General features: G+C 61.3%; 20 protein-coding genes. All 20 read left to right on the top strand.

The annotated features are described in order from the left end of the window. Window positions 1–106: 106 nt before the first annotated feature. The 20 genes from C8K61_RS14870 (at window position 107) to flhA (ending at window position 19,455) form a co-directional block, all read left to right on the top strand. A complete protein-coding gene (locus C8K61_RS14870; protein WP_108097049.1) occupies window positions 107–1,255 on the top strand; it encodes an acyl-CoA dehydrogenase family protein in 1,149 nt (382 codons plus the stop codon). A gap of 191 nt (window positions 1,256–1,446) precedes the next feature. Then, the gene (gene fliE / locus C8K61_RS14865) at window positions 1,447–1,776 is read left to right on the top strand and encodes a flagellar hook-basal body complex protein FliE (RefSeq protein WP_108097048.1); all 330 of its coding nucleotides are present in this window, start codon (window positions 1,447–1,449) and stop codon (window positions 1,774–1,776) included. A gap of 72 nt (window positions 1,777–1,848) precedes the next feature. Next, a complete protein-coding gene (fliF, locus tag C8K61_RS14860) occupies window positions 1,849–3,642 on the top strand; it encodes a flagellar basal-body MS-ring/collar protein FliF (protein WP_108097047.1) in 1,794 nt (597 codons plus the stop codon). Next, window positions 3,635–4,651: a flagellar motor switch protein FliG gene (gene fliG, locus C8K61_RS14855; protein WP_108097046.1), complete on the top strand. Its 1,017-nt coding sequence runs from the start codon at window positions 3,635–3,637 to the stop codon at window positions 4,649–4,651. The genes fliF and fliG overlap by 8 nt, the downstream gene beginning before the upstream one ends. Window positions 4,652–4,659: 8 nt before the next feature. After that, the gene (fliH, locus tag C8K61_RS14850; protein ID WP_108097045.1) at window positions 4,660–5,469 is read left to right on the top strand and encodes a flagellar assembly protein FliH; all 810 of its coding nucleotides are present in this window, start codon (window positions 4,660–4,662) and stop codon (window positions 5,467–5,469) included. Beyond that, the gene (gene fliI / locus C8K61_RS14845; protein ID WP_108097044.1) at window positions 5,459–6,817 is read left to right on the top strand and encodes a flagellar protein export ATPase FliI; all 1,359 of its coding nucleotides are present in this window, start codon (window positions 5,459–5,461) and stop codon (window positions 6,815–6,817) included. Before fliH ends, fliI begins: the two co-directional genes overlap by 11 nt. A 25-nt stretch (window positions 6,818–6,842) precedes the next feature. Beyond that, window positions 6,843–7,295 carry a flagellar export protein FliJ gene (gene fliJ / locus C8K61_RS14840; RefSeq protein WP_108097043.1) on the top strand — a complete coding sequence of 151 codons (453 nt, stop codon included), beginning with the start codon at window positions 6,843–6,845 and terminating at the stop codon, window positions 7,293–7,295. Between the two features lie 99 nt (window positions 7,296–7,394). Then, window positions 7,395–7,700: an STAS domain-containing protein gene (locus C8K61_RS14835; RefSeq protein ID WP_108097042.1), complete on the top strand. Its 306-nt coding sequence runs from the start codon at window positions 7,395–7,397 to the stop codon at window positions 7,698–7,700. A gap of 11 nt (window positions 7,701–7,711) precedes the next feature. Next, window positions 7,712–9,409, top strand: coding sequence for a fused response regulator/phosphatase (locus C8K61_RS14830; protein ID WP_108097041.1), 1,698 nt, complete (start codon window positions 7,712–7,714; stop codon window positions 9,407–9,409). A 30-nt stretch (window positions 9,410–9,439) separates the two neighbouring features. Continuing rightward, window positions 9,440–9,799 (top strand): Hpt domain-containing protein, encoded by a 360-nt coding sequence (locus tag C8K61_RS14825; protein WP_108097040.1) that lies wholly within the window; start codon window positions 9,440–9,442, stop codon window positions 9,797–9,799. Window positions 9,800–10,011: 212 nt separating this feature from the next. Beyond that, a complete protein-coding gene (locus C8K61_RS14820; RefSeq protein ID WP_108097039.1) occupies window positions 10,012–11,319 on the top strand; it encodes a flagellar hook-length control protein FliK in 1,308 nt (435 codons plus the stop codon). 382 nt (window positions 11,320–11,701) lie between these two features. Beyond that, the gene (gene fliL, locus C8K61_RS14815) at window positions 11,702–12,256 is read left to right on the top strand and encodes a flagellar basal body-associated protein FliL (RefSeq protein ID WP_108097038.1); all 555 of its coding nucleotides are present in this window, start codon (window positions 11,702–11,704) and stop codon (window positions 12,254–12,256) included. A 31-nt stretch (window positions 12,257–12,287) separates the two neighbouring features. Further along, a complete protein-coding gene (gene fliM / locus C8K61_RS14810; protein ID WP_108097037.1) occupies window positions 12,288–13,253 on the top strand; it encodes a flagellar motor switch protein FliM in 966 nt (321 codons plus the stop codon). A 75-nt stretch (window positions 13,254–13,328) separates the two neighbouring features. After that, a complete protein-coding gene (fliN, locus tag C8K61_RS14805) occupies window positions 13,329–13,790 on the top strand; it encodes a flagellar motor switch protein FliN (protein WP_108097036.1) in 462 nt (153 codons plus the stop codon). A gap of 3 nt (window positions 13,791–13,793) precedes the next feature. Further along, window positions 13,794–14,243 (top strand): flagellar biosynthetic protein FliO, encoded by a 450-nt coding sequence (gene fliO, locus C8K61_RS14800; protein WP_108097035.1) that lies wholly within the window; start codon window positions 13,794–13,796, stop codon window positions 14,241–14,243. After that, a complete protein-coding gene (gene fliP / locus C8K61_RS14795) occupies window positions 14,243–14,995 on the top strand; it encodes a flagellar type III secretion system pore protein FliP (protein WP_108097034.1) in 753 nt (250 codons plus the stop codon). The genes fliO and fliP overlap by 1 nt, the downstream gene beginning before the upstream one ends. A gap of 27 nt (window positions 14,996–15,022) precedes the next feature. Next, window positions 15,023–15,292 carry a flagellar biosynthesis protein FliQ gene (gene fliQ, locus C8K61_RS14790; RefSeq protein ID WP_108097033.1) on the top strand — a complete coding sequence of 90 codons (270 nt, stop codon included), beginning with the start codon at window positions 15,023–15,025 and terminating at the stop codon, window positions 15,290–15,292. A 3-nt stretch (window positions 15,293–15,295) separates the two neighbouring features. Further along, a complete protein-coding gene (fliR, locus tag C8K61_RS14785; protein ID WP_108097032.1) occupies window positions 15,296–16,072 on the top strand; it encodes a flagellar biosynthetic protein FliR in 777 nt (258 codons plus the stop codon). A 3-nt stretch (window positions 16,073–16,075) separates the two neighbouring features. Next, on the top strand, window positions 16,076–17,212 hold the full coding sequence (gene flhB, locus C8K61_RS14780) for a flagellar biosynthesis protein FlhB (RefSeq protein ID WP_108097031.1): 1,137 nt from the start codon (window positions 16,076–16,078) through the stop codon (window positions 17,210–17,212). Between the two features lie 125 nt (window positions 17,213–17,337). After that, entirely contained in the window at window positions 17,338–19,455 is a 2,118-nt protein-coding gene (flhA, locus tag C8K61_RS14775; protein WP_108097270.1) for a flagellar biosynthesis protein FlhA, read from the top strand. Window position 19,456: the final 1 nt, after the last annotated feature.

Below are 19,456 nucleotides of genomic sequence, written 5' to 3'. Positions count from 1 at the left end.
GAGTGACGCCCAGCCGCTGCTACGAAATCGGGGTCACTGCCTGAAAGTTTGTTGAAAACCAAGCAAGCGCTCGGTATGGTCGGCCAAACCTTTGCGGGAGCCCGCCATGTCTGCCTTTCAGGAATACTTCGACGAATCGCACCAGTTGATTCGGGATTCGGTCCGCCGTTTTGTCGAGCGCGAGATCCTGCCCCATGTCGCCGATTGGGAGGAGGCCGAGAGCTTTCCTCGCGAGCTGTACCTGAAGGCCGGCGCTGCCGGGATTCTCGGTATCGGTTATCCGGAGCGCTTCGGCGGCAGCCATGAGGGCGATCTGTTTGCCAAGGTGGCCGCCAGTGAAGAGCTGATGCGTTGTGGTTCCGGTGGGTTGGTGGCGGGGCTCGGTTCACTGGATATCGGCCTGCCGCCGATTCTCAAGTGGGCGCAGCCGGCGCTGCGTGACCGGGTGGTGCCCGAGGTGCTCAGCGGCGAGAAGATCTGCGCCCTGGCGGTAACCGAGCCGAGCGGCGGCTCGGATGTTGCCAGCCTGAAAACCCGCGCGGTTCGCGATGGCGATTTCTACCGGGTGACCGGCAGCAAAACCTTTATCACCAGTGGTGTGCGCGCCGATTACTACACCGTGGCGGTGCGCACCGGTGGCGATGGCTTTGGTGGCGTTAGCCTGTTGCTGATCGAGAAGGGCACCCCCGGTTTCACCGTCGGCCGCCAGCTGAAAAAGATGGGCTGGTGGGCGTCGGACACCGCCGAGCTGTTTTTCGATGACTGCAAGGTGCCGGTGGGCAACCTCATCGGCGCCGAGAACATGGGTTTTGCCGGAATCATGGCCAACTTCCAGTCCGAGCGATTGGCGCTGGCGATCATGGCCAATATGACCGCCGAGCTGGCGCTGGAAGAATCGCTGAGCTGGGCCCGCCAGCGCGAAGCCTTTGGCAAGCCGATCGGCAAGTTCCAGGTGCTCAAGCACCGCTTGGCCGAAATGGCCACGCAGTTGGAAGTGTCGCGCGAGTTCACCTACCGCCAGGCGGCGAAGATGGCGGCGGGAAAATCGGTGATCAAAGAGATCTCGATGGCCAAGAATTTCGCCACCGATATCGCCGACCGTATCGTTTACGACGCGGTGCAGGTGGCGGGTGGTATGGGCTATATGCGGGAAAGCCTGGTGGAGCGCCTGTACCGCGACAATCGAATTCTCTCCATTGGTGGTGGCACCCGTGAGGTGATGAACGAGATCATCAGTAAGCAGATGGGGTTGTAACGCGCAGGTCGACAGTAACGCGCGGGTCAACAGCATCGCGGCTGATCGGAATGCCGCCCAGCCGCTCCTACGGGCTCTCCTGCGGCGATTCCACTAAGTGCGTAGGACCTTTCTCTTCTTGGCACCCTTGTTGCAATCACCCCATTACCTACCGCACAGCGTCAAAAAAACTGCGGTCACTGGAGATGGTCATGAGTCAGGGTGTCGAGTTCAATCGCCTAATGTTGGAAATGCGCTCCATGCAAATGGAGGCCATGGCCCGTCCGAAAGTCGCGGCAGCACCGGCAGAAGTCGGCGCGCCGAGCTTTTCCGACATGCTTGGCCAGGCCGTCAACAAGGTCAACGAAACCCAGCAAGCCTCCAGCCAACTGGCCGAAGCCTTCGAAATTGGCAAGAGCGGCGTCGACATCACTGACGTGATGATCGCTTCGCAGAAGGCCAGCGTGTCCTTCCAGGCCGTGACCCAGGTGCGAAATAAGCTCGTCCAGGCATACCAAGACATCATGCAAATGCCGGTTTGAGTTCCTGGCCTTGTCCAGAAACTCAGCGCCCCGTTCTAGGGTTGTGTAAGAAAAAAGATAGTGAGTTAAGAAATGGCAGAAGCAGCGATCAGTAACGTACCCGCCAAGGCAGATTCCAACGAGCCGAAGAAGCCGCTGTTCGGCCTGACGTTCCTGGAAAACCTGTCGCAGATGACCATGCTTCGGCAGGTCGGCCTGTTGGTCGGTCTGGCGGCCAGCGTGGCCATCGGTTTTGCTGTGGTGCTGTGGTCGCAACAGCCCGATTACCGTCCGCTTTACGGCAGTCTGGAAGGGATGGACGCCAAACAAGTGACGGAGACGCTGGCTGCCGCCAATATTCCGTACACCATGGAACCCACTTCCGGTGCGCTGCTGGTCAAGGCCAGCGACGTTGCCCGTGCCCGTCTGCAGCTGGCCCAGGCCGGTGTGTCGCCGCGTGACGCCAACATCGGTTTCGAGATTCTCGATGGCGAGCAGGGGCTGGGCACCAGCCAGTTCATGGAAGCCACCCGCTATCGCCGCGGCCTGGAAGGCGAGCTGGCGCGCACCGTGTCGAGCCTCAACAACGTCAAGGGTGCCCGTGTGCACCTGGCCATTCCGAAGAGCTCGGTGTTCGTCCGTGATGACCGCAAGCCCAGCGCCTCGGTGCTGGTTGAGCTGTATCCGGGCCGTGCGCTGGAGCCGAGCCAGGTGATGGCGATCGTCAATCTGATCGCCACCAGCGTGCCGGAACTGAGCAAATCGCAAATTACTGTGGTCGATCAGAAAGGCAACCTGCTGTCTGACCAGCAAGAGCTCTCCGAGCTGACCATGGCCGGCAAGCAGTTCGATTACAGCCGCCGCATGGAAAGCATGTTCAGCCAGCGCGTGGACAGCATTCTGGCGCCGGTGCTGGGCAATGGCCGTTACAAGGCCGAAGTGTCGGCAGACGTGGACTTCAGCGCGGTCGAGTCGACCTCGGAAATGTTCAACCCTGACCAACCGGCACTGCGCAGCGAACAAAAGGTTAATGAAGAGCGTTCCAGCGCCGCCGGCTCGCAAGGCATTCCTGGCGCGGTCAGCAACCAGCCGCCTGGCCCGGCCAGTGCGCCGCAGCAAGCCGCTGCTGGCGCTCCTGCGCCAGCCGGGCCGATTGCCGCAGGTCAGCCGCTGCTGGATGCCAATGGCACGCAGATCGTCGACCCGGTCACTGGCCAGCCTAAACTCGCGCCATACCCGGCCGACAAACGCGAACAAGCTACCCGTAACTATGAGCTGGACCGCTCCATCAGCCACACCAAGCAACAGCAGGGCCGTCTGCGTCGCCTGTCGGTCGCGGTGGTGGTGGATGACCAGGCCAAGATCAACGCCCAGACTGGCGAAGTTACCCACGTGCCGTGGAGCGCCGCCGACCTGGCCCGCTTCACCCGCCTGGTGCAGGACTCGGTCGGTTTTGACGCGGCGCGTGGCGACAGTGTCAGCGTGATCAACTCGGCGTTCACTGCCACTCAGGGCGAAGAGATCGAGTCGATTCCGTTCTACACCCAGCCGTGGTTCTGGGATGTGGTTAAACAGGTCCTGGGCGTGTTGTTCATCCTGGTGCTGGTATTTGGTGTGCTGCGTCCGGTGCTGAACAACATCACCGGTGGCGGTAAAGGCAGCAACGCCCTGGGCCACGATGGCAGCGATGTCGAGCTGGGTGCCATGGGCGGTCTGGATGGCGAGCTGTCCGCTGATCGTGTGAGCTTGGGTGGCCCGGCCAGCATCATGCTGCCAAGCCCGTCCGAGGGGTATGATGCGCAACTTAATGCGATCAAGGGTCTGGTAGCCGAAGACCCGGGTCGAGTAGCACAAGTGGTTAAAGAGTGGATTAACGCCGATGAGTGAGAACCGCACACCTGCCAAACTGACCAAGGTCGATAAAGCCGCGATTCTGCTGCTGTCCCTTGGCGAGACCGATGCGGCGCAGGTATTGCGTCACCTCGGGCCGAAAGAGGTGCAGAAGGTCGGCGTGGCCATGGCGCATATGCGCAATGTGCAGAAAGAGCAGGTCGAGCAGGTGATGGGCGAGTTCGTCGAAACTGTCGGCGACCAGACCAGCGTTGGCGTCGGCGCCGACAGCTACATCCGCAAGATGCTCACCCAGGCCCTCGGCGAGGACAAAGCCGGCAGCCTCATCGACCGTATTCTGCTCGGTGGCAGCACCAGCGGCCTGGACAGCCTGAAGTGGATGGAACCGCGCGCGGTTGCCGACGTGATCCGCTACGAACACCCGCAGATCCAAGCCATCGTGGTCGCCTACCTCGACCCCGACCAGGCCGGTGAAGTGCTCGGCCACTTCGACCACAAGGTGCGCCTGGATATCGTCCTGCGCGTGTCCTCGCTGAACACCGTGCAGCCGGCGGCCCTGAAAGAACTCAACCTGATTCTCGAGAAGCAGTTCTCCGGCAGCGCCAACACCTCGCGCGCCACCATGGGCGGGGTGAAACGTGCCGCCGACATCATGAACTTCCTCGACAGCTCGGTAGAAGGCCAGCTGATGGACTCGATCCGCGAAGTCGACGAAGACCTGTCCTCGCAGATCGAGGACCTCATGTTCGTGTTCGACAACCTTGCCGATGTCGACGACCGTGGCATCCAGGCGCTGCTGCGTGAGGTATCTTCCGATGTGCTGGTGTTGGCGCTCAAAGGTGCTGACGAAGCGATCAAGGAGAAGGTCTTCAAGAACATGTCCAAACGTGCCGCCGAACTGCTGCGCGACGACCTCGAGGCCCGCGGCCCGGTTCGTGTCAGCGACGTCGAAGGCGCGCAAAAAGAAATTCTCACCATCGCCCGCCGCATGGCCGAAGCCGGGGAAATCGTCCTTGGTGGTAAAGGCGGCGAAGAAATGGTTTAAGGCACAGCATGAGCAACAAGGAAGGTCCCAGCGAGCTGATTCGCGCCAAGGATGTCAGCGGCCTGGCCCGCTGGGCCTTGCCGAGCTTCGACCCCGAGGGCGAACAGCCCGCCGAAGAGTTGGCGCCCACGGCCAACGAACACAGCGCGCATGCTGCGCCCGAACCCGAGGTGAATGCCCAGGGTGAAGAGGTGCAGATCGAGGATGTCAAACCCTTGACGCTCGATGAGTTGGAGGTGATCCGCCAGGAGGCCTATAACGAAGGTTTCTCCACCGGCGAGAAAGACGGACTGCGCTCCGGCCAGGTCAAGGCCAAGCAGGAAGCCGATGCCGCCCTGGCCATCAAGCTTGCCAGCCTGGAACAGGTGATGACCCAACTGCTGGAGCCCATCGCCGAGCAGGATCAGCAACTGGAAGTGGCGCTGGTGCAACTGGTCAGCCACATGACCAAACAGGTGGTGCAGCGCGAGCTGACCACCGATTCCACGCAGATCCGCCAGGTACTGCGTGAAGCCCTCAAGCTGCTGCCCATGGGCGCCGCCAATGTGCGCATTCATATCCACCCGCAGGACTTCGAACTGATCAAGGCGCTGCGCGACCGCCACGAAGAAACCTGGCGCATTCTCGAAGACGAAACCTTGCAGCCCGGCGGCTGCCGCGTGGAGTCCGAGCAATCGCAGATCGACGCCACCATCGAAACGCGTCTGGCGCAGATGCTCAAGCAACTCTTCGAGCAGCAGCGCGAACAAGCCACCTCGCCGGCCGAGCCGGACATCCAGATCGACCTGGACAACCCTGAGGCCATCCATGCGACTTGAGCGCCTGAGCTTCGCCAAACGCATGGCGGGCTACAGCGAAGCTGTCGAGTTGCCGGCGCAGCCGATTGTTGAAGGACGACTGCTGCGCATGGTCGGCCTTACCCTCGAAGCCGAAGGGCTGCGCGCCGCATTGGGCAGCCGCTGCCTGGTGATCAACAACGGCAGCTACCACCCGGTACAGGTTGAGGCCGAGGTGATGGGTTTTGGCGACGGCAAAATCTTTTTGATGCCAGTTGGCAGCCTGGCTGGCATCGCCCCGGGCGCCCGTGTGGTGCCATTGCCCGACAGCGGCCGTTTGCCGATGGGCATGACCATGCTTGGCCGGGTGCTTGACGGCACCGGTCGCGCCTTGGACGGCAAGGGCGGGATGAAGGCCGAAGACTGGGTGCCGCTGGACGGCCCGACCATCAACCCGCTTAACCGCCACCCGATTGACACGCCGCTGGACGTCGGCATCCGCAGCATCAATGGGTTGCTCACCGTCGGCCGCGGCCAGCGCCTTGGCCTGTTCGCCGGTACCGGCGTGGGTAAGAGCGTGCTGTTGGGCATGATGACCCGCTTCACCAACGCCGACATCATCGTGGTCGGGCTGATTGGTGAGCGGGGCCGCGAGGTAAAGGAATTCATCGAGCACATCCTCGGCGAAGAAGGCATCAAGCGCTCGGTGGTGGTGGCCTCACCGGCGGACGATGCGCCGCTGATGCGCCTGCGCGCCGCGATGTACTGCACCCGTATCGCCGAGTATTTCCGCGACAAGGGCAAGAACGTGCTGTTGCTGATGGACTCGCTCACCCGTTTCGCTCAGGCGCAGCGGGAAATCGCCCTGGCCATCGGCGAGCCGCCAGCCACCAAAGGTTACCCGCCATCGGTGTTCGCCAAGTTGCCCAAACTGGTGGAGCGCGCCGGTAACGCCGAAGCTGGTGGTGGCTCGATCACCGCCTTCTACACTGTGTTGTCAGAAGGCGATGACCAGCAGGACCCGATCGCCGACTCCGCGCGGGGCGTGCTCGATGGCCACTTTGTGCTGTCGCGGCGCCTGGCGGAGGAGGGCCATTACCCGGCCATCGATATTGAAGCCTCGATCAGTCGGGTGATGCCGGCGGTGGTCGACGCTGACCACATGCGCAATGCGCAACGCTTCAAACAGCTGTGGTCGCGCTACCAACAAAGCCGCGATCTGATCAGTGTCGGTGCCTATGTGCCAGGCGGTGATCCGGAAACCGATCTGGCCATTTCCCGCCACGGCGCGATGGTCAACTACTTGCGCCAGGGGCTCAACGACAATGAAAGCCTGCAGCAAAGCAAAGAAGCACTCGCCGCGGTGTTCGCACCGGCCCCGCCGCGTTGACGGGCCGCTAAGGAAGACCAAGTAAATGGCGGTACAAAGCCGAGCGTCACGCCTGGCCCCGGTGGTGGACATGGCCGAGCGCGAAGAGCGTGAAGCGGCGCGCAGCCTGGGCCAATGCCAGACGCTGATGAACCAGGCCGAAGGCAAACTCAAGGATCTGCACCGCTACCTGGGCGACTACCAGCAGCAGTGGATTACCGAGGGCCGCAACGGCGTGTCCGGGCAATGGATGATGAACTACCAGCGCTTTCTGTCGCAGCTGGAAACGGCGATCAAGCAGCAGAACCAGAGCGTGGATTGGCACCGTAACAACCTCGACAAGGCCCGCGAGCTCTGGCAACAGAAGTACGCGCGGCTGGAAGGGCTGCGCAAACTGGTGCAGAAGTACATGGATGAGGCGCGGGTGGCCGCCGACAAGCGCGAGCAGAAGTTGCTCGACGAGTTGTCGCAGCGGCTGTTGCAACGTGAGCGCAATTGATTTCTGCTGCTAGAGTGGTTGAAGCTACAAGCGTTTGTGTTGCCAGGCTTTTTTCCAGTTTTTCAATAATCAGGTTTATTTGGGGTAGGGGAGCTTTCCATGGCCATCACTTCATTGCCGTCGAGCGACGGGCAAGAGCTGACCATCCGTATTCAGGGACGTTTTGATTTCGGCGCCCACCAAGCCTTTCGCGACTCCTACGAGCGCGTCAATTTCACGCCCAAGCGTTATGTGGTTGACCTCGACCACACCACCTACCTCGACAGCTCTGCGCTCGGCATGCTGCTGCTATTGCGTGATCACGCCGGCGGCGACCATGCGCAGATCAGCCTGGTGAACTGCAACGCGGACGTGCGCAAGATCCTCGCGATTTCCAACTTCGAACAACTGTTCAAGATCATTTAAGGTTGCCAGTGATGGACGCGCGCCTGTCCATCCTCATCGCGGAAGATAACGCCGCCGACCGCATGCTGCTGTCGAGCATCATCAGCCGTCAGGGCCACCGGGTGCTTACCGCCGCCAATGGCCTGGAGGCGGTGGCGATGTTCGAGCAGGAGCGTCCCGACCTGGTGTTGATGGACGCCTTGATGCCGGTAATGGATGGCTTCGAGGCGGCCCGGCGCATCAAGCTCAAGGCCGGCGAAGCGCTGGTGCCGATCATTTTTCTCACCTCACTGACCGAGGGCGAAGCCTTAGTGCGCTGCCTGGAAGCGGGTGGTGACGACTTTCTTGCCAAGCCCTATAACCGGGTGATTCTCGACGCCAAGATCAAGGCCATGGACCGCCTGCGCCGCTTGCAGGCCACGGTAATGGAGCAGCGCGACCTGATCGCCCGGCACAACGAACACCTGCTCACCGAGCAGCGGGTGGCCAAGGCAGTGTTCGACAAGGTGGCGCATTCGGGCTGCCTCGACGCGCCAAACATTCGTTACCTGCAATCACCCTTTGCCGTGTTCAACGGCGACTTGCTGCTGGCCGCGTTCAAGCCCTCGGGTGGCATGCATGTGCTGCTCGGCGATTTCACCGGCCATGGGTTGCCGGCCGCGATTGGCGCTATGCCGCTGGCCGAAGTGTTTTACGGGATGACCGCCAAGGGGTATTCGCTGTCGGAAATCCTTCGCGAGGTGAACGCCAAGCTCAAGCGCATTTTGCCGGTCGGGGTGTTCTGCTGCGCCACTCTGCTCAACCTGAGTTTCCAGCGTCGGGTGGTCGAGGTGTGGAACGGCGGGTTGCCCGACGGTTACCTGCACCGCATCGCCACCGGCGAGCGCTTGCCGCTGGTGTCGCGGCACTTGCCGCTTGGTGTGCTGGAGCCGGCAGATTTTCGCGACGCCTGCGAGATCTACCCGATGGAACTGGGCGACCGTCTGTTCCTGCTCTCCGACGGTGTGTTGGAAACCCGCAACCCTGCCGACCAACTGTTTGGCGAGTCGCGCTTGCTCAATGTTTTCGCCGCCAACCGTCAGCCCGACCTGCTGTTTGATGAAATCCAGATGGCGCTCACCGCCTTCCGCGGCGAGGCGCAGGACGATGTAAGCATGGTCGAGGTCTGTCTGGTCGAGGCTGACTCGCTGCCGCGTCCGCCGCTGGCGTTTGCCGACAGCGGGCAGAGCAGCCCGCAGGATTGGGCTGCCAGCTTCGAATTCCGCGCGCAGACACTCAAACGCTTCAACCCACTGCCGTTCCTGTTGCAGCTCCTGCTGGAAGTGCAGGGCCTGCGCCTGCAGGGCGGGGCGCTGTACAGCGTATTGGCGGAGTTGTATTCCAATGCCCTCGAGCACGGCGTGCTGGGCCTCGACTCGCAGCTCAAGTGTGATGCCGCGGGTTTTGCCCAGTACTACCGCGAGCGCAGTCGGTTGCTCGCCGAACTGGATCAGGGCTATGTGCGCTTTCACCTGCAGCTGTTGCCTGAGGTGGCGGGTGGGCGCTTGGTGGTCAAGGTCGAAGACAGCGGCCCGGGCTTCGATGTATCGGGTGTACTGGAGCGTCAACGCACAGCGCAGAGCTTGTCCGGGCGTGGCCTGAGTCTGATTCAGCGGCTGACCGAACGCTCAACCTGGGCAGACGACGGCCGCGGGGTGAGCGTGGAGTTCTCGTGGACCGATCAGGCATAATCGCTGGCGTTGCGCTCAGGGAGAGGTTAGGTGGCTGATATTCATCTCGACAGTGCCGTGCTGGCTGGTCTGCAGGACATCATGGAAGCCGAGTATCCGTTGTTGCTGGATACCTTCGTGGCTGATTCCGAAGAGCGCCTGCGCCTGCTGCACGAAGCCTTGCGCAATGGCGACGGCCATGAGCTGCGCCTGGCCGCCCACAGCTTCAAAGGCAGTTGCAGCAACATGGGCGCGCCTTTGCTGGCGCAGCTGTGCAAGCAACTGGAGGACGACTCGCGCAGCGACACCGTCCTCGACGATGCCCCCGAGGTGCTGGAACAGATCGAACGTGAGTTCGCCATCGTGCGCATTCTGCTCAAGTCCGAACGCCAGCGGTTTTCCTTGCTCTGACTTGTCTCCTTACACCAATTAGAAAACGTAGCGAGCGAAGGCCAGGCAAGGCAAAAACAGGCGAGCAAGCGGAGTTGGCTGTAGCCAATGAGCATTGCGAGTCTGTTTTTAACGCCGCATGGCCGAGCGCAGTAGTTTTCATTGCCGATACAAACTTGGCCCACACCTTGCTATATCCCTGGCACGACCCATCCGCACGGAGAGAGTGCTAAATGTCCGTTGCCTCAGATCCACTCCTGAATTCCGCCCCCGTGGCCAAGCCGCAAGCGGCGTCTGCAAAGCCTCAGCCGAAACAGGCCGAGCCCAGCAACGACGATGCTTCCAGCTTCGCCAAGGTGTACGCCAAGGAGCGCCAGGACAAGGCTGTCGACCGCAACGAAGCGGCGGCAAAAGCCAAGCATGCCAAGGCCAATGACAAGGCTGACGACAAGGAGATGGCCGCCGACGCGCCGGCAACGGCAACCACAGCCGAGCCGGAAGTTGCCGATAGCGGCAAACCGTTGCCGACCGACGCCGAGAGCGCCGACGCCGAGCCGGTGCTCGATCCGATGATTCTGCTGGCCTTGGCCGGCCAGAATCTGCAGCCGGCGGCTACCGAAGACAGCGCCTTGCCGACCACGGGTGAGGGTGACGACACCCTGGAGATCCCGTTGTCGCTGACCGGCCTGGTGACCCCACAGATCACCCAAGCCGAAGACGACGGCCACGATCCGCAAGTGGATGCCATGAGTGAATTGCCGGGCGTTGACCTGGTCCTCGATCTGGCGGCCAAGGCCCAAGCGGCGACGCAGAAGGGCGGTACTAACCCATCCGCTGCCCAGGCCGGGCAGACCGGTGGCCAGGACTTTGCCGCCGCCATGGCTCAGCTCACCGCCAAGCCCGAAGGGGGTGAGAGCCAGGTGACCGACGAACTGGCGTTGTTGGACAAAGGCAAAGACGGCATCGAGGCGCTGAAAGACAGCAACACCGACCTGCACAGCGACGCCTTTGCCAACAAGCTCAGCGCGCTGAACCAGGCGGTCAACCAGCAGGTTACTCAGGCACAACGCACGCCATTGGTTCCGGGTGCACCGGTGTCCATGCAGCAGGGTGTGTGGACCGACGAGGTGGTGGACAAGGTGATGTGGATGTCCAGCCAGAACCTCAAGTCGGCCGATATCCAACTCGATCCGCCAGACCTGGGCCGCCTCGAAGTGCGCATCAACATGGGCCAGGATCAGGCCACTCAGGTGACCTTCGCCAGCCCGCACATGGGCGTGCGTGATGCGGTGACAGAGTCGATGCATCGCCTGCGGGAGATGTTCACCCAGCAGGGCATGAGCATGGACGTCAACGTTTCCGACCAGTCGCTGAACCGCGGGTGGGCCGGGCAGAACGGCAATGACGGTCAGCAGAACCGTGGTGGTTCCAGCAACAATGGCTTTGGTGGCGGTGATGAAGAGATCAGCGTCAGTACCAGCGAGATCCGCAGCAGCGGCTCAGTAGCGGGTGGCCGCGGCCTGGTGGATTACTACGCGTAATGTGACCGCGCCCGCGCACGGCGAGCTGATCGCCAGGCGCCGGTGATCTAGACTGACAACGCCCGCGTACCGCTCTGGTACGCGGGCGTTGTTGTGTCTGCGGGGCAATTTTCAGTGACAGGGCTTAGCCCGGCTGGTATATCGCTGCGCCCCGTTGGCTTAGAACCAACGGCGCAGATTGGCTTCAGAAAAACAGGGGAGCCGGCGCGGGGCGCACTTGCTGGTATATTCCCGGCGCATCCTCCGCTATGTTTGCTGCATCCATTAGTGAGCAACTGCCGTGCAAACAGCTTGTTAGCACTTGTGCCTGGCAAGCTGGCATAACACTTGCTCCTAACCCTTTGAACACGGATAGAATTCCGATCAGTGACGGATTATTGGCATGGCTAAGAAAGAAAAAGCAGCACCCCCGGCCGATGGCGCCGCTCCGGCTCCTGGCAAGGGCAAGCTGAAGCTGATCATTCTGATCGTGGTCGGTCTGCTGATTGCGGTCGGCGGCTCGGTCGGCGCCACCTGGTTCTTCCTGCACAAGAGTGCCCCTGCGGCCGAAGCGGCCAAAGAAGGTGAGCACGGCGCTGCCGAAGAGGGCAAAGGCCCGGACGGCAAACCGCTGAAGAAAGAAGCGATTTACGAAGTGCTGGCGCCGGCCTTTATCGTCAATTTCAACGTTAACGGTCGCCAGCGCTACATGCAGGTCAGCGTCGCCCTGATGGGCCGCGACCAGGCGAAGATCGACGCCCTCAAGGTGCATATGCCGGTGTTGCGCAACAATCTGGTGTTGCTGTTCTCCGGGCAGAATTTTGACAACCTGGCTACCCCGGTGGGCAAGGAAATGCTGCGTCAGCTGGCCACCGCCAGCGTGCAGGAACTGGCCAAGAAAGAGGTGGGTGATACCACCATCGAACAAGTGCTGTTCACCAACATTGTTCTTCAATAACCCCGTTTTCAGCTCTCAGTAGGTAACGCAGATGGCCGTCCAAGACCTGTTGTCCCAGGATGAAATCGATGCCCTGTTGCATGGTGTCGACGACGGCGCGGTGGAAACCGAAGACGCCGCCATTCCCGGCAGCGTCAAGAGTTACGACCTGTCCAGCCAGGACCGCATCGTGCGCGGGCGCATGCCCACCCTGGAAATGATCAACGAGCGGTTTGCCCGCTACACCCGTATCAGCATGTTCAACCTGTTGCGCCGCTCCGCCGACGTGGCCGTGGGCGGTGTGCAGGTGATGAAGTTCGGCGAATACGTGCACTCGCTGTACGTGCCCACCAGCCTCAACCTGGTGAAGATGAAACCGCTGCGCGGCACCGGTCTGTTCATTCTCGACGCCAAGCTGGTGTTCAAGCTGGTGGACAACTTCTTCGGCGGCGATGGCCGTCACGCCAAGATCGAAGGCCGCGAATTCACCCCCACCGAACTGCGCGTCGTGCGCATGGTGCTGGACCAGGCGTTCGTCGACCTCAAGGAAGCCTGGCACGCGGTGCTGGATGTGAACTTCGAGTACATGAACTCGGAAGTGAACCCGGCCCTGGCCAACATCGTCAGCCCAAGCGAAGTAGTCGTGGTGTCGACCTTCCACATCGAGTTGGACGGCGGTGGCGGCGACCTGCACGTAACCATGCCGTATTCGATGATCGAGCCGATCCGCGACATGCTCGACGCCGGTTTCCAGTCCGATGTCGACGACCAGGACGAGCGTTGGGTCAAGGCCCTGCGCGAAGACATTCTGGATGTCAGCGTACCGTTGGGCGCGACCATTGCCCGTCGCCAACTGAAGCTGCGCGACATCCTGCACATGCAGCCCGGCGATGTGATCCCGGTGGACATGCCCGAAGAAATGATCATGCGCGCCAGCGGCGTACCGGCCTTCAAGGTCAAGCTCGGCGCGCACAAAGGCAACCTGGCCTTCCAGGTGCTGGAACCGATTGAACGCTGATAGCGGGCGCATCAGCCCACAGCCATCAGCTCACCCACACATGCACTACACCGGATAACGCAAGGCGAGGAACACATGGCAGACGAAGAAGAAACCTCCCCCGAAGAGCAGGCACTGGCGGACGAATGGGCTGCGGCGCTCTCCGAGGCTGGCGATGCGAGCCAGGACGACATTGACGCGATGCTCAACCAGAGCGCCAGTGAAAACAGCGCGCCACGGGCACCGATGGAGGAGTTCGGCAGTTCGCCGAAAAACAACCTGCCGGTGAGCATGGAAGGGCCGAACCTGGATGTGATTCTGGATATTCCGGTGTCCATTTCCATGGAAGTGGGCAACACCGAAATCACCATTCGCAACCTGCTGCAGCTCAACCAGGGTTCGGTGATCGAACTCGACCGCCTGGCCGGTGAGCCGCTCGACGTGCTGGTAAACGGCACCCTGATCGCCCACGGCGAAGTGGTGGTGGTGAACGAGAAGTTCGGCATCCGCCTGACTGACGTGATCAGCCCAAGCGAACGAATCAAGAAGCTGCGCTAAACCATGACCACTCCGTTTTTGCGCCGCGTGGCGGCGCTTGTCACGGCAGGCTGGGCCTTCGCGGCACAGGCTGCCGAGCCCGGTAAAACCATTGCCACACCGATGGCCGAGGGTGGCATGGGCGGCCAACTGGTGCAGGTCCTACTTGGCCTGTTGCTGGTGATCGGCATGATTTTCGTGCTGGCCTGGCTGCTGCGCCGGGTGCAGCAGATCACCCCGCGCGGTGGCCAGGTGATCAAACTGGTGGCCAGCCAGGCGCTGGGGCCGCGGGACCGTCTGGTGCTGGTACAGGTTGGTAATGAGCAGATTCTGCTGGGCATCAGTGCCGGGCGCATCACGCCGTTGCACACCTTGAAAGAGCCGGTGCAATTGGCCGATGCCGAGCCTGCCACACCGGAGTTCGCCCAGCGCCTGATGGAGCTGTTGGGCAAGGATCAGAAGGACAAACCGTGATGACTGCGTTGCGCCTGCTGCTGGCAATTGGCTTGAGCCTGGCGGCACCGATGGTTCTGGCGGCCGACCCGCTGAGCATGCCGGCCATTACCATGACCACCAACCCGGCAGGGCAGCAGGAGTATTCGGTCAGCCTGCAGATTCTGCTGATCATGACGGCGCTGACCTTTATTCCAGCGTTCGTCATGCTGATGACCAGCTTCACCCGCATCATCATCGTGTTTTCCATTCTGCGTCAGGCCCTGGGCCTGCAGCAGACACCGTCGAACCAGATCCTCACCGGTATGGCGTTGTTTCTGACCATGTTCATCATGGCGCCGGTGTTCGACCAGGTGAACCGCGATGCCTTGCAGCCTTACCTGAACGAGCAGATGACTGCGCCGGACGCCATCGCCAAGGCCGAAGTGCCGGTGAAGAACTTCATGCTGGCGCAGACCCGCTCTTCGGACCTTGAACTGTTCATCCGCCTGTCCAAGCGCACCGATATTCCCTCGGCCGACCAGGCACCGCTGACCATTCTGGTGCCGGCGTTCGTGACCTCGGAGCTGAAGACCGCGTTCCAGATCGGTTTCATGATCTTCATCCCGTTCCTGATCATCGACCTGGTGGTCGCCAGTATCCTTATGGCGATGGGCATGATGATGCTGTCACCGCTGATCATTTCCCTGCCGTTCAAGATCATGCTGTTTGTTTTGATCGATGGTTGGGCCCTCATTATTGGCACCTTGGCCAGCAGCTTCGGCGGCACGTAAGCGCCACGCCGGGCCGGGAGAACGCACATGACCCCAGAAGTAGCGGTAGACCTGTTTCGCGAAGCCCTGTGGCTCACCGCCGTGATGGTGGCGATCCTGGTGGTGCCAAGCCTGGTGGTGGGCCTGATCGTGGCCATGTTCCAGGCGGCCACGCAGATCAACGAACAGACCCTGAGCTTTCTGCCCCGTCTGCTGGTGATGCTGGTTACCCTGATCTGGGCGGGCCCTTGGCTGATCCGCTCGTTCATGGAATACATCACCAACCTCTACACCAACATTCCGTACGTGATCGGCTAAGCCATGTTCGAGCTCAGCAGTGCACAGATCGGCGGCTGGGTGGGCGGCTTCATGCTGCCGTTCTTCCGCATTGCTGGCTTGCTGATGACCATGCCGATCATTGGTACCCAACTCGTGCCGATGCGTGTGCGGATCTACCTGGCGTTGGGATTCACCCTGGTGATTTACCCCAGTCTGCCGCCAGCACCACAACTGGATGCGCTGAACCTGGCGGCGGTGTTTCTGATCGCCAAGGAAGTGCTGGTGGGGGTGATGCTCGGGTTTGTCCTGCAGTTGTTTTTCCATGCCTTCGTGATTGCCGGGCAAATTCTGGCCACGCAGATGGGCTTTGGTTTTGCCTCGATGGTCGACCCTACCAACGGCGTGTCGGTGGCGGTGATCGGGCAGTTCTACACCATGATGGTGACCTTGCTGTTTCTGGCCATGAACGGGCATCTTGTAGTGTTCGAGATCATGGCTGAAAGCTTTGTCACCTTGCCGATCGGCACCGGCCTGAGTACCAATCACTTCTGGAATATCGCCACCGGCCTGGGCTGGGTATTGGCCGCCGGTTTGCTGCTGGTGCTACCGGCGATCACCGCGCTGCTGGTGGTCAACATCGCATTCGGGGTAATGACCCGTGCCGCCCCGCAGCTGAACATCTTTTCCATCGGCTTCCCGCTGACGCTGGTGATGGGCTTTGTGATCATCTGGATCAGCCTGTCGGACTTTCTCTCTCACTATCAGGCGATGGTCACTGACTGTCTGCAGCTGCTACGTGAACTGGTACAGGCGAAATAGCGCATGGCCGAGAACGAGAATGGCGCGGAGAAGAGTGAAGAGCCCACGGAAAAGCGACTTCGCGAGTCGCGAGAAAAGGGCCAGATTGCGCGTTCACGCGAGCTCAATACCTTTGCCGTGCTGATTGCCGGGGTTGGTGGGTTGATGAGCTATGGCGGCGCCATTGGCGACGCGATGATCAGCATCATGAAAGACAATTTCACCCTCAGCCGTGAGCTGCTGATGAATGACGGCAGCATGGCGCTGCAGTTCGAAAACGCCATTTACATCGCCCTGATGGCATTGGTTCCGCTGTTTATCGTATTGCTGGTGGCCTCGATTCTTGGCCCTATCGCCCTGGGTGGCTGGCTGTTTTCGCCGCAATCGATGGCGCCGAACTTCGGCCGCATGAACCCATTGCCGGGGATCAAACGCATGTTCTCGGCCAAGGCCGGGCTGGAGCTGCTCAAGGCTCTGGCCAAATTCGCCCTGGTCCTGATCGTGGCGCTGGTGGTGCTCAAGGCCGATACCCAAGACCTTCTGGCGTTGGCCAATGAGCCGCTGGAAGCGGCGATCATGCACAGCATTACGGTGGTCGGGCGCAGCGCCATGTGGATGGCCTGGGGGCTGATCTTCATCGTCGCCGTGGATGTGCCGTTCCAGCTCTACGACAACCGGCAAAAAATGCTCATGACCAAGCAGGAAGTGCGCGACGAGTACAAGGACAGCGAGGGCAAGCCCGAGGTCAAACAGCGCATTCGCCAGATGCAGCGCGAGATGGCCGAGCGGCGGATGATGGCGGCGGTGCCGCAAGCCGACGTGGTGATTACCAACCCGACTCACTTCGCGGTGGCGCTCAAGTACGACCCGGTCAAGGGCGGCGCACCGATCTTGCTGGCCAAGGGCGGCGACTTCCTCGCCCTGAAAATCCGTGAGATCGCCAATGAGCACAAGGTAATGGTGCTCGAATCGCCCGGCCTGGCGCGGGCTATTTTCCACTCCACCGATCTGGATCGGGAGATTCCGGCCGGGTTGTACCTCGCGGTCGCCCAGGTACTGGCTTACGTCTACCAATTGCGCCAATTCCGCTCCGGCAAAGGCAAGCGTCCTGACCCGCTGAAAGATCTGCCCATTCCGCCAGATCTTCGTCGCGACGAATAGCCGTCGTTTCGCATACCTACAAAAACACGCTCCTGCATTCAGCAAGTTGGACGACTTCTTGCAAAAGCCCCGCTATCGACGCGTTTGCGTCAAAAGTTTGAATGGCGAGGAAAGGGCTTGTGGCAATAGATCGCGCACAACTGGTCGGTGATGTACGCAGTAACCTGGCGGGCTTGCGTCACGGCAATATCGGTATTCCGCTGTTGCTGCTGGTCATGCTTGGCATGGTCATGCTGCCGGTGCCGCCGTTCATTCTCGACGTGCTGTTCACCTTCAGCCTGGCCTTGTCCATCGTCGTCCTGCTGGTAGCGATCTACGCCTTGCGACCGCTGGACTTCGCCGTCTTCCCGACCATTCTGCTGGCTGCCACCTTGCTGCGCCTGGGCTTGAACGTAGCCTCCACACGGGTGGTCTTGCTCCACGGCCAGGAAGGCCACGACGCTGCCGGTAAGGTGATCCAGGCCTTCGGTGAGGTGGTGATCGGCGGTAACTATGTGGTCGGTATTGTGGTGTTCGCGATCTTGATGATCATCAACTTCGTGGTGGTCACCAAGGGTGCCGGGCGGATTTCCGAGGTAAGCGCGCGCTTCACCCTCGACGCCATGCCCGGTAAGCAGATGGCCATTGACGCCGACCTCAACGCCGGCCTGATCGACCAGGTGCAAGCCAAGCTGCGCCGCAGCGAAGTGGCGCAGGAAGCCGACTTCTATGGCTCCATGGACGGTGCGAGCAAGTTCGTCCGCGGTGACGCCGTCGCCGGCCTGCTGATTCTGTTCATCAACCTGATCGGTGGTATGGCCATCGGTATCGTCCAGCACGACCTGAGCTTTGGCGATGCGGGCCGCATCTACACCTTGCTGACCATCGGTGACGGTCTGGTGGCGCAGATCCCGTCGCTGCTGCTGTCGACCGCTGCGGCGATCATGGTGACCCGTGTTTCCAGCTCCGAGGACATGGGCCAGCAGGTTACCCGGCAGATGTTTGCCTCGCCCAAAGCCTTGGGTGTGGCAGCGGCCTTGATCATCGCCATGGGCCTGGTGCCCGGCATGCCGCATTTTTCCTTCCTCAGCCTGGGCCTGGTGGCCGCGGGTGGCGCCTACTGGATCGCCAACAAACAACGCAAGGTCAAGGTCGCCGAAGTGGCCGAGGTGCAGCGTCAGCAGGAACTGCTGCCGGCGCAACGCGCCCAGGAAGTCAAAGAGCTGGGTTGGGATGACGTGACCCCGGTGGACATGGTCGGCCTGGAAGTGGGCTATCGCCTGATTCCGCTGGTGGACCGCAATCAGGGGGGGCAATTGCTGGCGCGGATCAAAGGCGTGCGCAAAAAGCTGTCGCAGGAGATGGGCTTTCTGATGCCCTCGGTACACATCCGCGACAACCTCGATCTGCAGCCCAATGCCTACCGTCTGACCCTGATGGGTGTCAGCCTGGCCGAAGCCGAGATCTACCCGGACCGCGAGCTGGCAATCAACCCCGGCCAGGTGTTCGGCCCCCTCAACGGGGTGGCCGCCAAAGATCCGGCGTTCGGGCTGGACGCGGTATGGATCGACCAGTTCCAGCGCGATCAGGCGCAGTCGCTTGGTTACACGGTGGTGGATGCCAGCACCGTGGTTGCCACGCACCTTAACCAGGTGCTGCACAAACATGCCCATGAGCTGTTGGGCCATGAAGAGGTCCAGCAACTCCTGCAATTGCTGGCCAAAGCCTCGCCAAAACTGGCGGAAGAATTGGTCCCGGGTGTGGTCTCGCTGTCGACCCTGCTGAAGGTTCTGCAGTCTCTGCTGCAAGAGCAGGTACCGGTGCGGGATATCCGTTCCATCGCCGAAGCAATCACCAACGTGAAGAGTCAAGATCCCGCCGCTATGGTCGCTGCGGTACGTGTCGCGTTGTCCCGCTCAATCGTGCAAAGCATTGTGGGACTAGAGCCGGAGCTGCCTGTGATCACCCTCGAACCAAGGTTGGAACAGATATTGCTCAATAGCCTACAGAAGGCCGGTCAAGGCTCCGAGGATGGCATTCTCCTGGAGCCGAGTATGGCCGAGAAGCTGCAGCGTTCTCTGGTGGACGCTGCGCAACGCCAGGAAATGCTCGGCAAGCCAGCCATCCTGCTGGTAGCCGGTCCGGTTCGGGCGATGCTCTCGCGGTTCGCACGGTTGGCAGTACCGACCATGCACGTGTTGGCGTACCAGGAAATCCCAGACAACAAGCAGGTCACCATCGTTGCCACGGTGGGTCAGAACTGAA

Origin of the sequence: Pseudomonas sp. GV071, assembly GCF_003050835.1 — a bacterium.
In the GTDB taxonomy this organism is placed as follows: domain Bacteria; phylum Pseudomonadota; class Gammaproteobacteria; order Pseudomonadales; family Pseudomonadaceae; genus Aquipseudomonas.
Note: the sequence above shows the minus strand (reverse complement) of the source record. Positions and strands in the feature narration are given on the sequence as shown.

Bases quoted from the DNA above. Each gene is read 5' to 3' on its own strand.
- C8K61_RS14870 (WP_108097049.1), top strand. From the start codon at position 107: ATGTCTGCCTTTCAGGAATACTTCGACGAATCGCACCAGTTGATTCGG.
- fliE (WP_108097048.1), top strand. From the start codon at position 1,447: ATGAGTCAGGGTGTCGAGTTCAATCGCCTAATGTTGGAAATGCGCTCC.
- fliF (WP_108097047.1), top strand. From the start codon at position 1,849: ATGGCAGAAGCAGCGATCAGTAACGTACCCGCCAAGGCAGATTCCAAC.
- fliG (WP_108097046.1), top strand. From the start codon at position 3,635: ATGAGTGAGAACCGCACACCTGCCAAACTGACCAAGGTCGATAAAGCC.
- fliH (WP_108097045.1), top strand. From the start codon at position 4,660: ATGAGCAACAAGGAAGGTCCCAGCGAGCTGATTCGCGCCAAGGATGTC.
- fliI (WP_108097044.1), top strand. From the start codon at position 5,459: ATGCGACTTGAGCGCCTGAGCTTCGCCAAACGCATGGCGGGCTACAGC.
- fliJ (WP_108097043.1), top strand. From the start codon at position 6,843: ATGGCGGTACAAAGCCGAGCGTCACGCCTGGCCCCGGTGGTGGACATG.
- C8K61_RS14835 (WP_108097042.1), top strand. From the start codon at position 7,395: ATGGCCATCACTTCATTGCCGTCGAGCGACGGGCAAGAGCTGACCATC.
- C8K61_RS14830 (WP_108097041.1), top strand. From the start codon at position 7,712: ATGGACGCGCGCCTGTCCATCCTCATCGCGGAAGATAACGCCGCCGAC.
- C8K61_RS14820 (WP_108097039.1), top strand. From the start codon at position 10,012: ATGTCCGTTGCCTCAGATCCACTCCTGAATTCCGCCCCCGTGGCCAAG.
- fliL (WP_108097038.1), top strand. From the start codon at position 11,702: ATGGCTAAGAAAGAAAAAGCAGCACCCCCGGCCGATGGCGCCGCTCCG.
- fliM (WP_108097037.1), top strand. From the start codon at position 12,288: ATGGCCGTCCAAGACCTGTTGTCCCAGGATGAAATCGATGCCCTGTTG.
- fliN (WP_108097036.1), top strand. From the start codon at position 13,329: ATGGCAGACGAAGAAGAAACCTCCCCCGAAGAGCAGGCACTGGCGGAC.
- fliO (WP_108097035.1), top strand. From the start codon at position 13,794: ATGACCACTCCGTTTTTGCGCCGCGTGGCGGCGCTTGTCACGGCAGGC.
- fliP (WP_108097034.1), top strand. From the start codon at position 14,243: ATGACTGCGTTGCGCCTGCTGCTGGCAATTGGCTTGAGCCTGGCGGCA.
- fliQ (WP_108097033.1), top strand. From the start codon at position 15,023: ATGACCCCAGAAGTAGCGGTAGACCTGTTTCGCGAAGCCCTGTGGCTC.
- fliR (WP_108097032.1), top strand. From the start codon at position 15,296: ATGTTCGAGCTCAGCAGTGCACAGATCGGCGGCTGGGTGGGCGGCTTC.
- flhB (WP_108097031.1), top strand. From the start codon at position 16,076: ATGGCCGAGAACGAGAATGGCGCGGAGAAGAGTGAAGAGCCCACGGAA.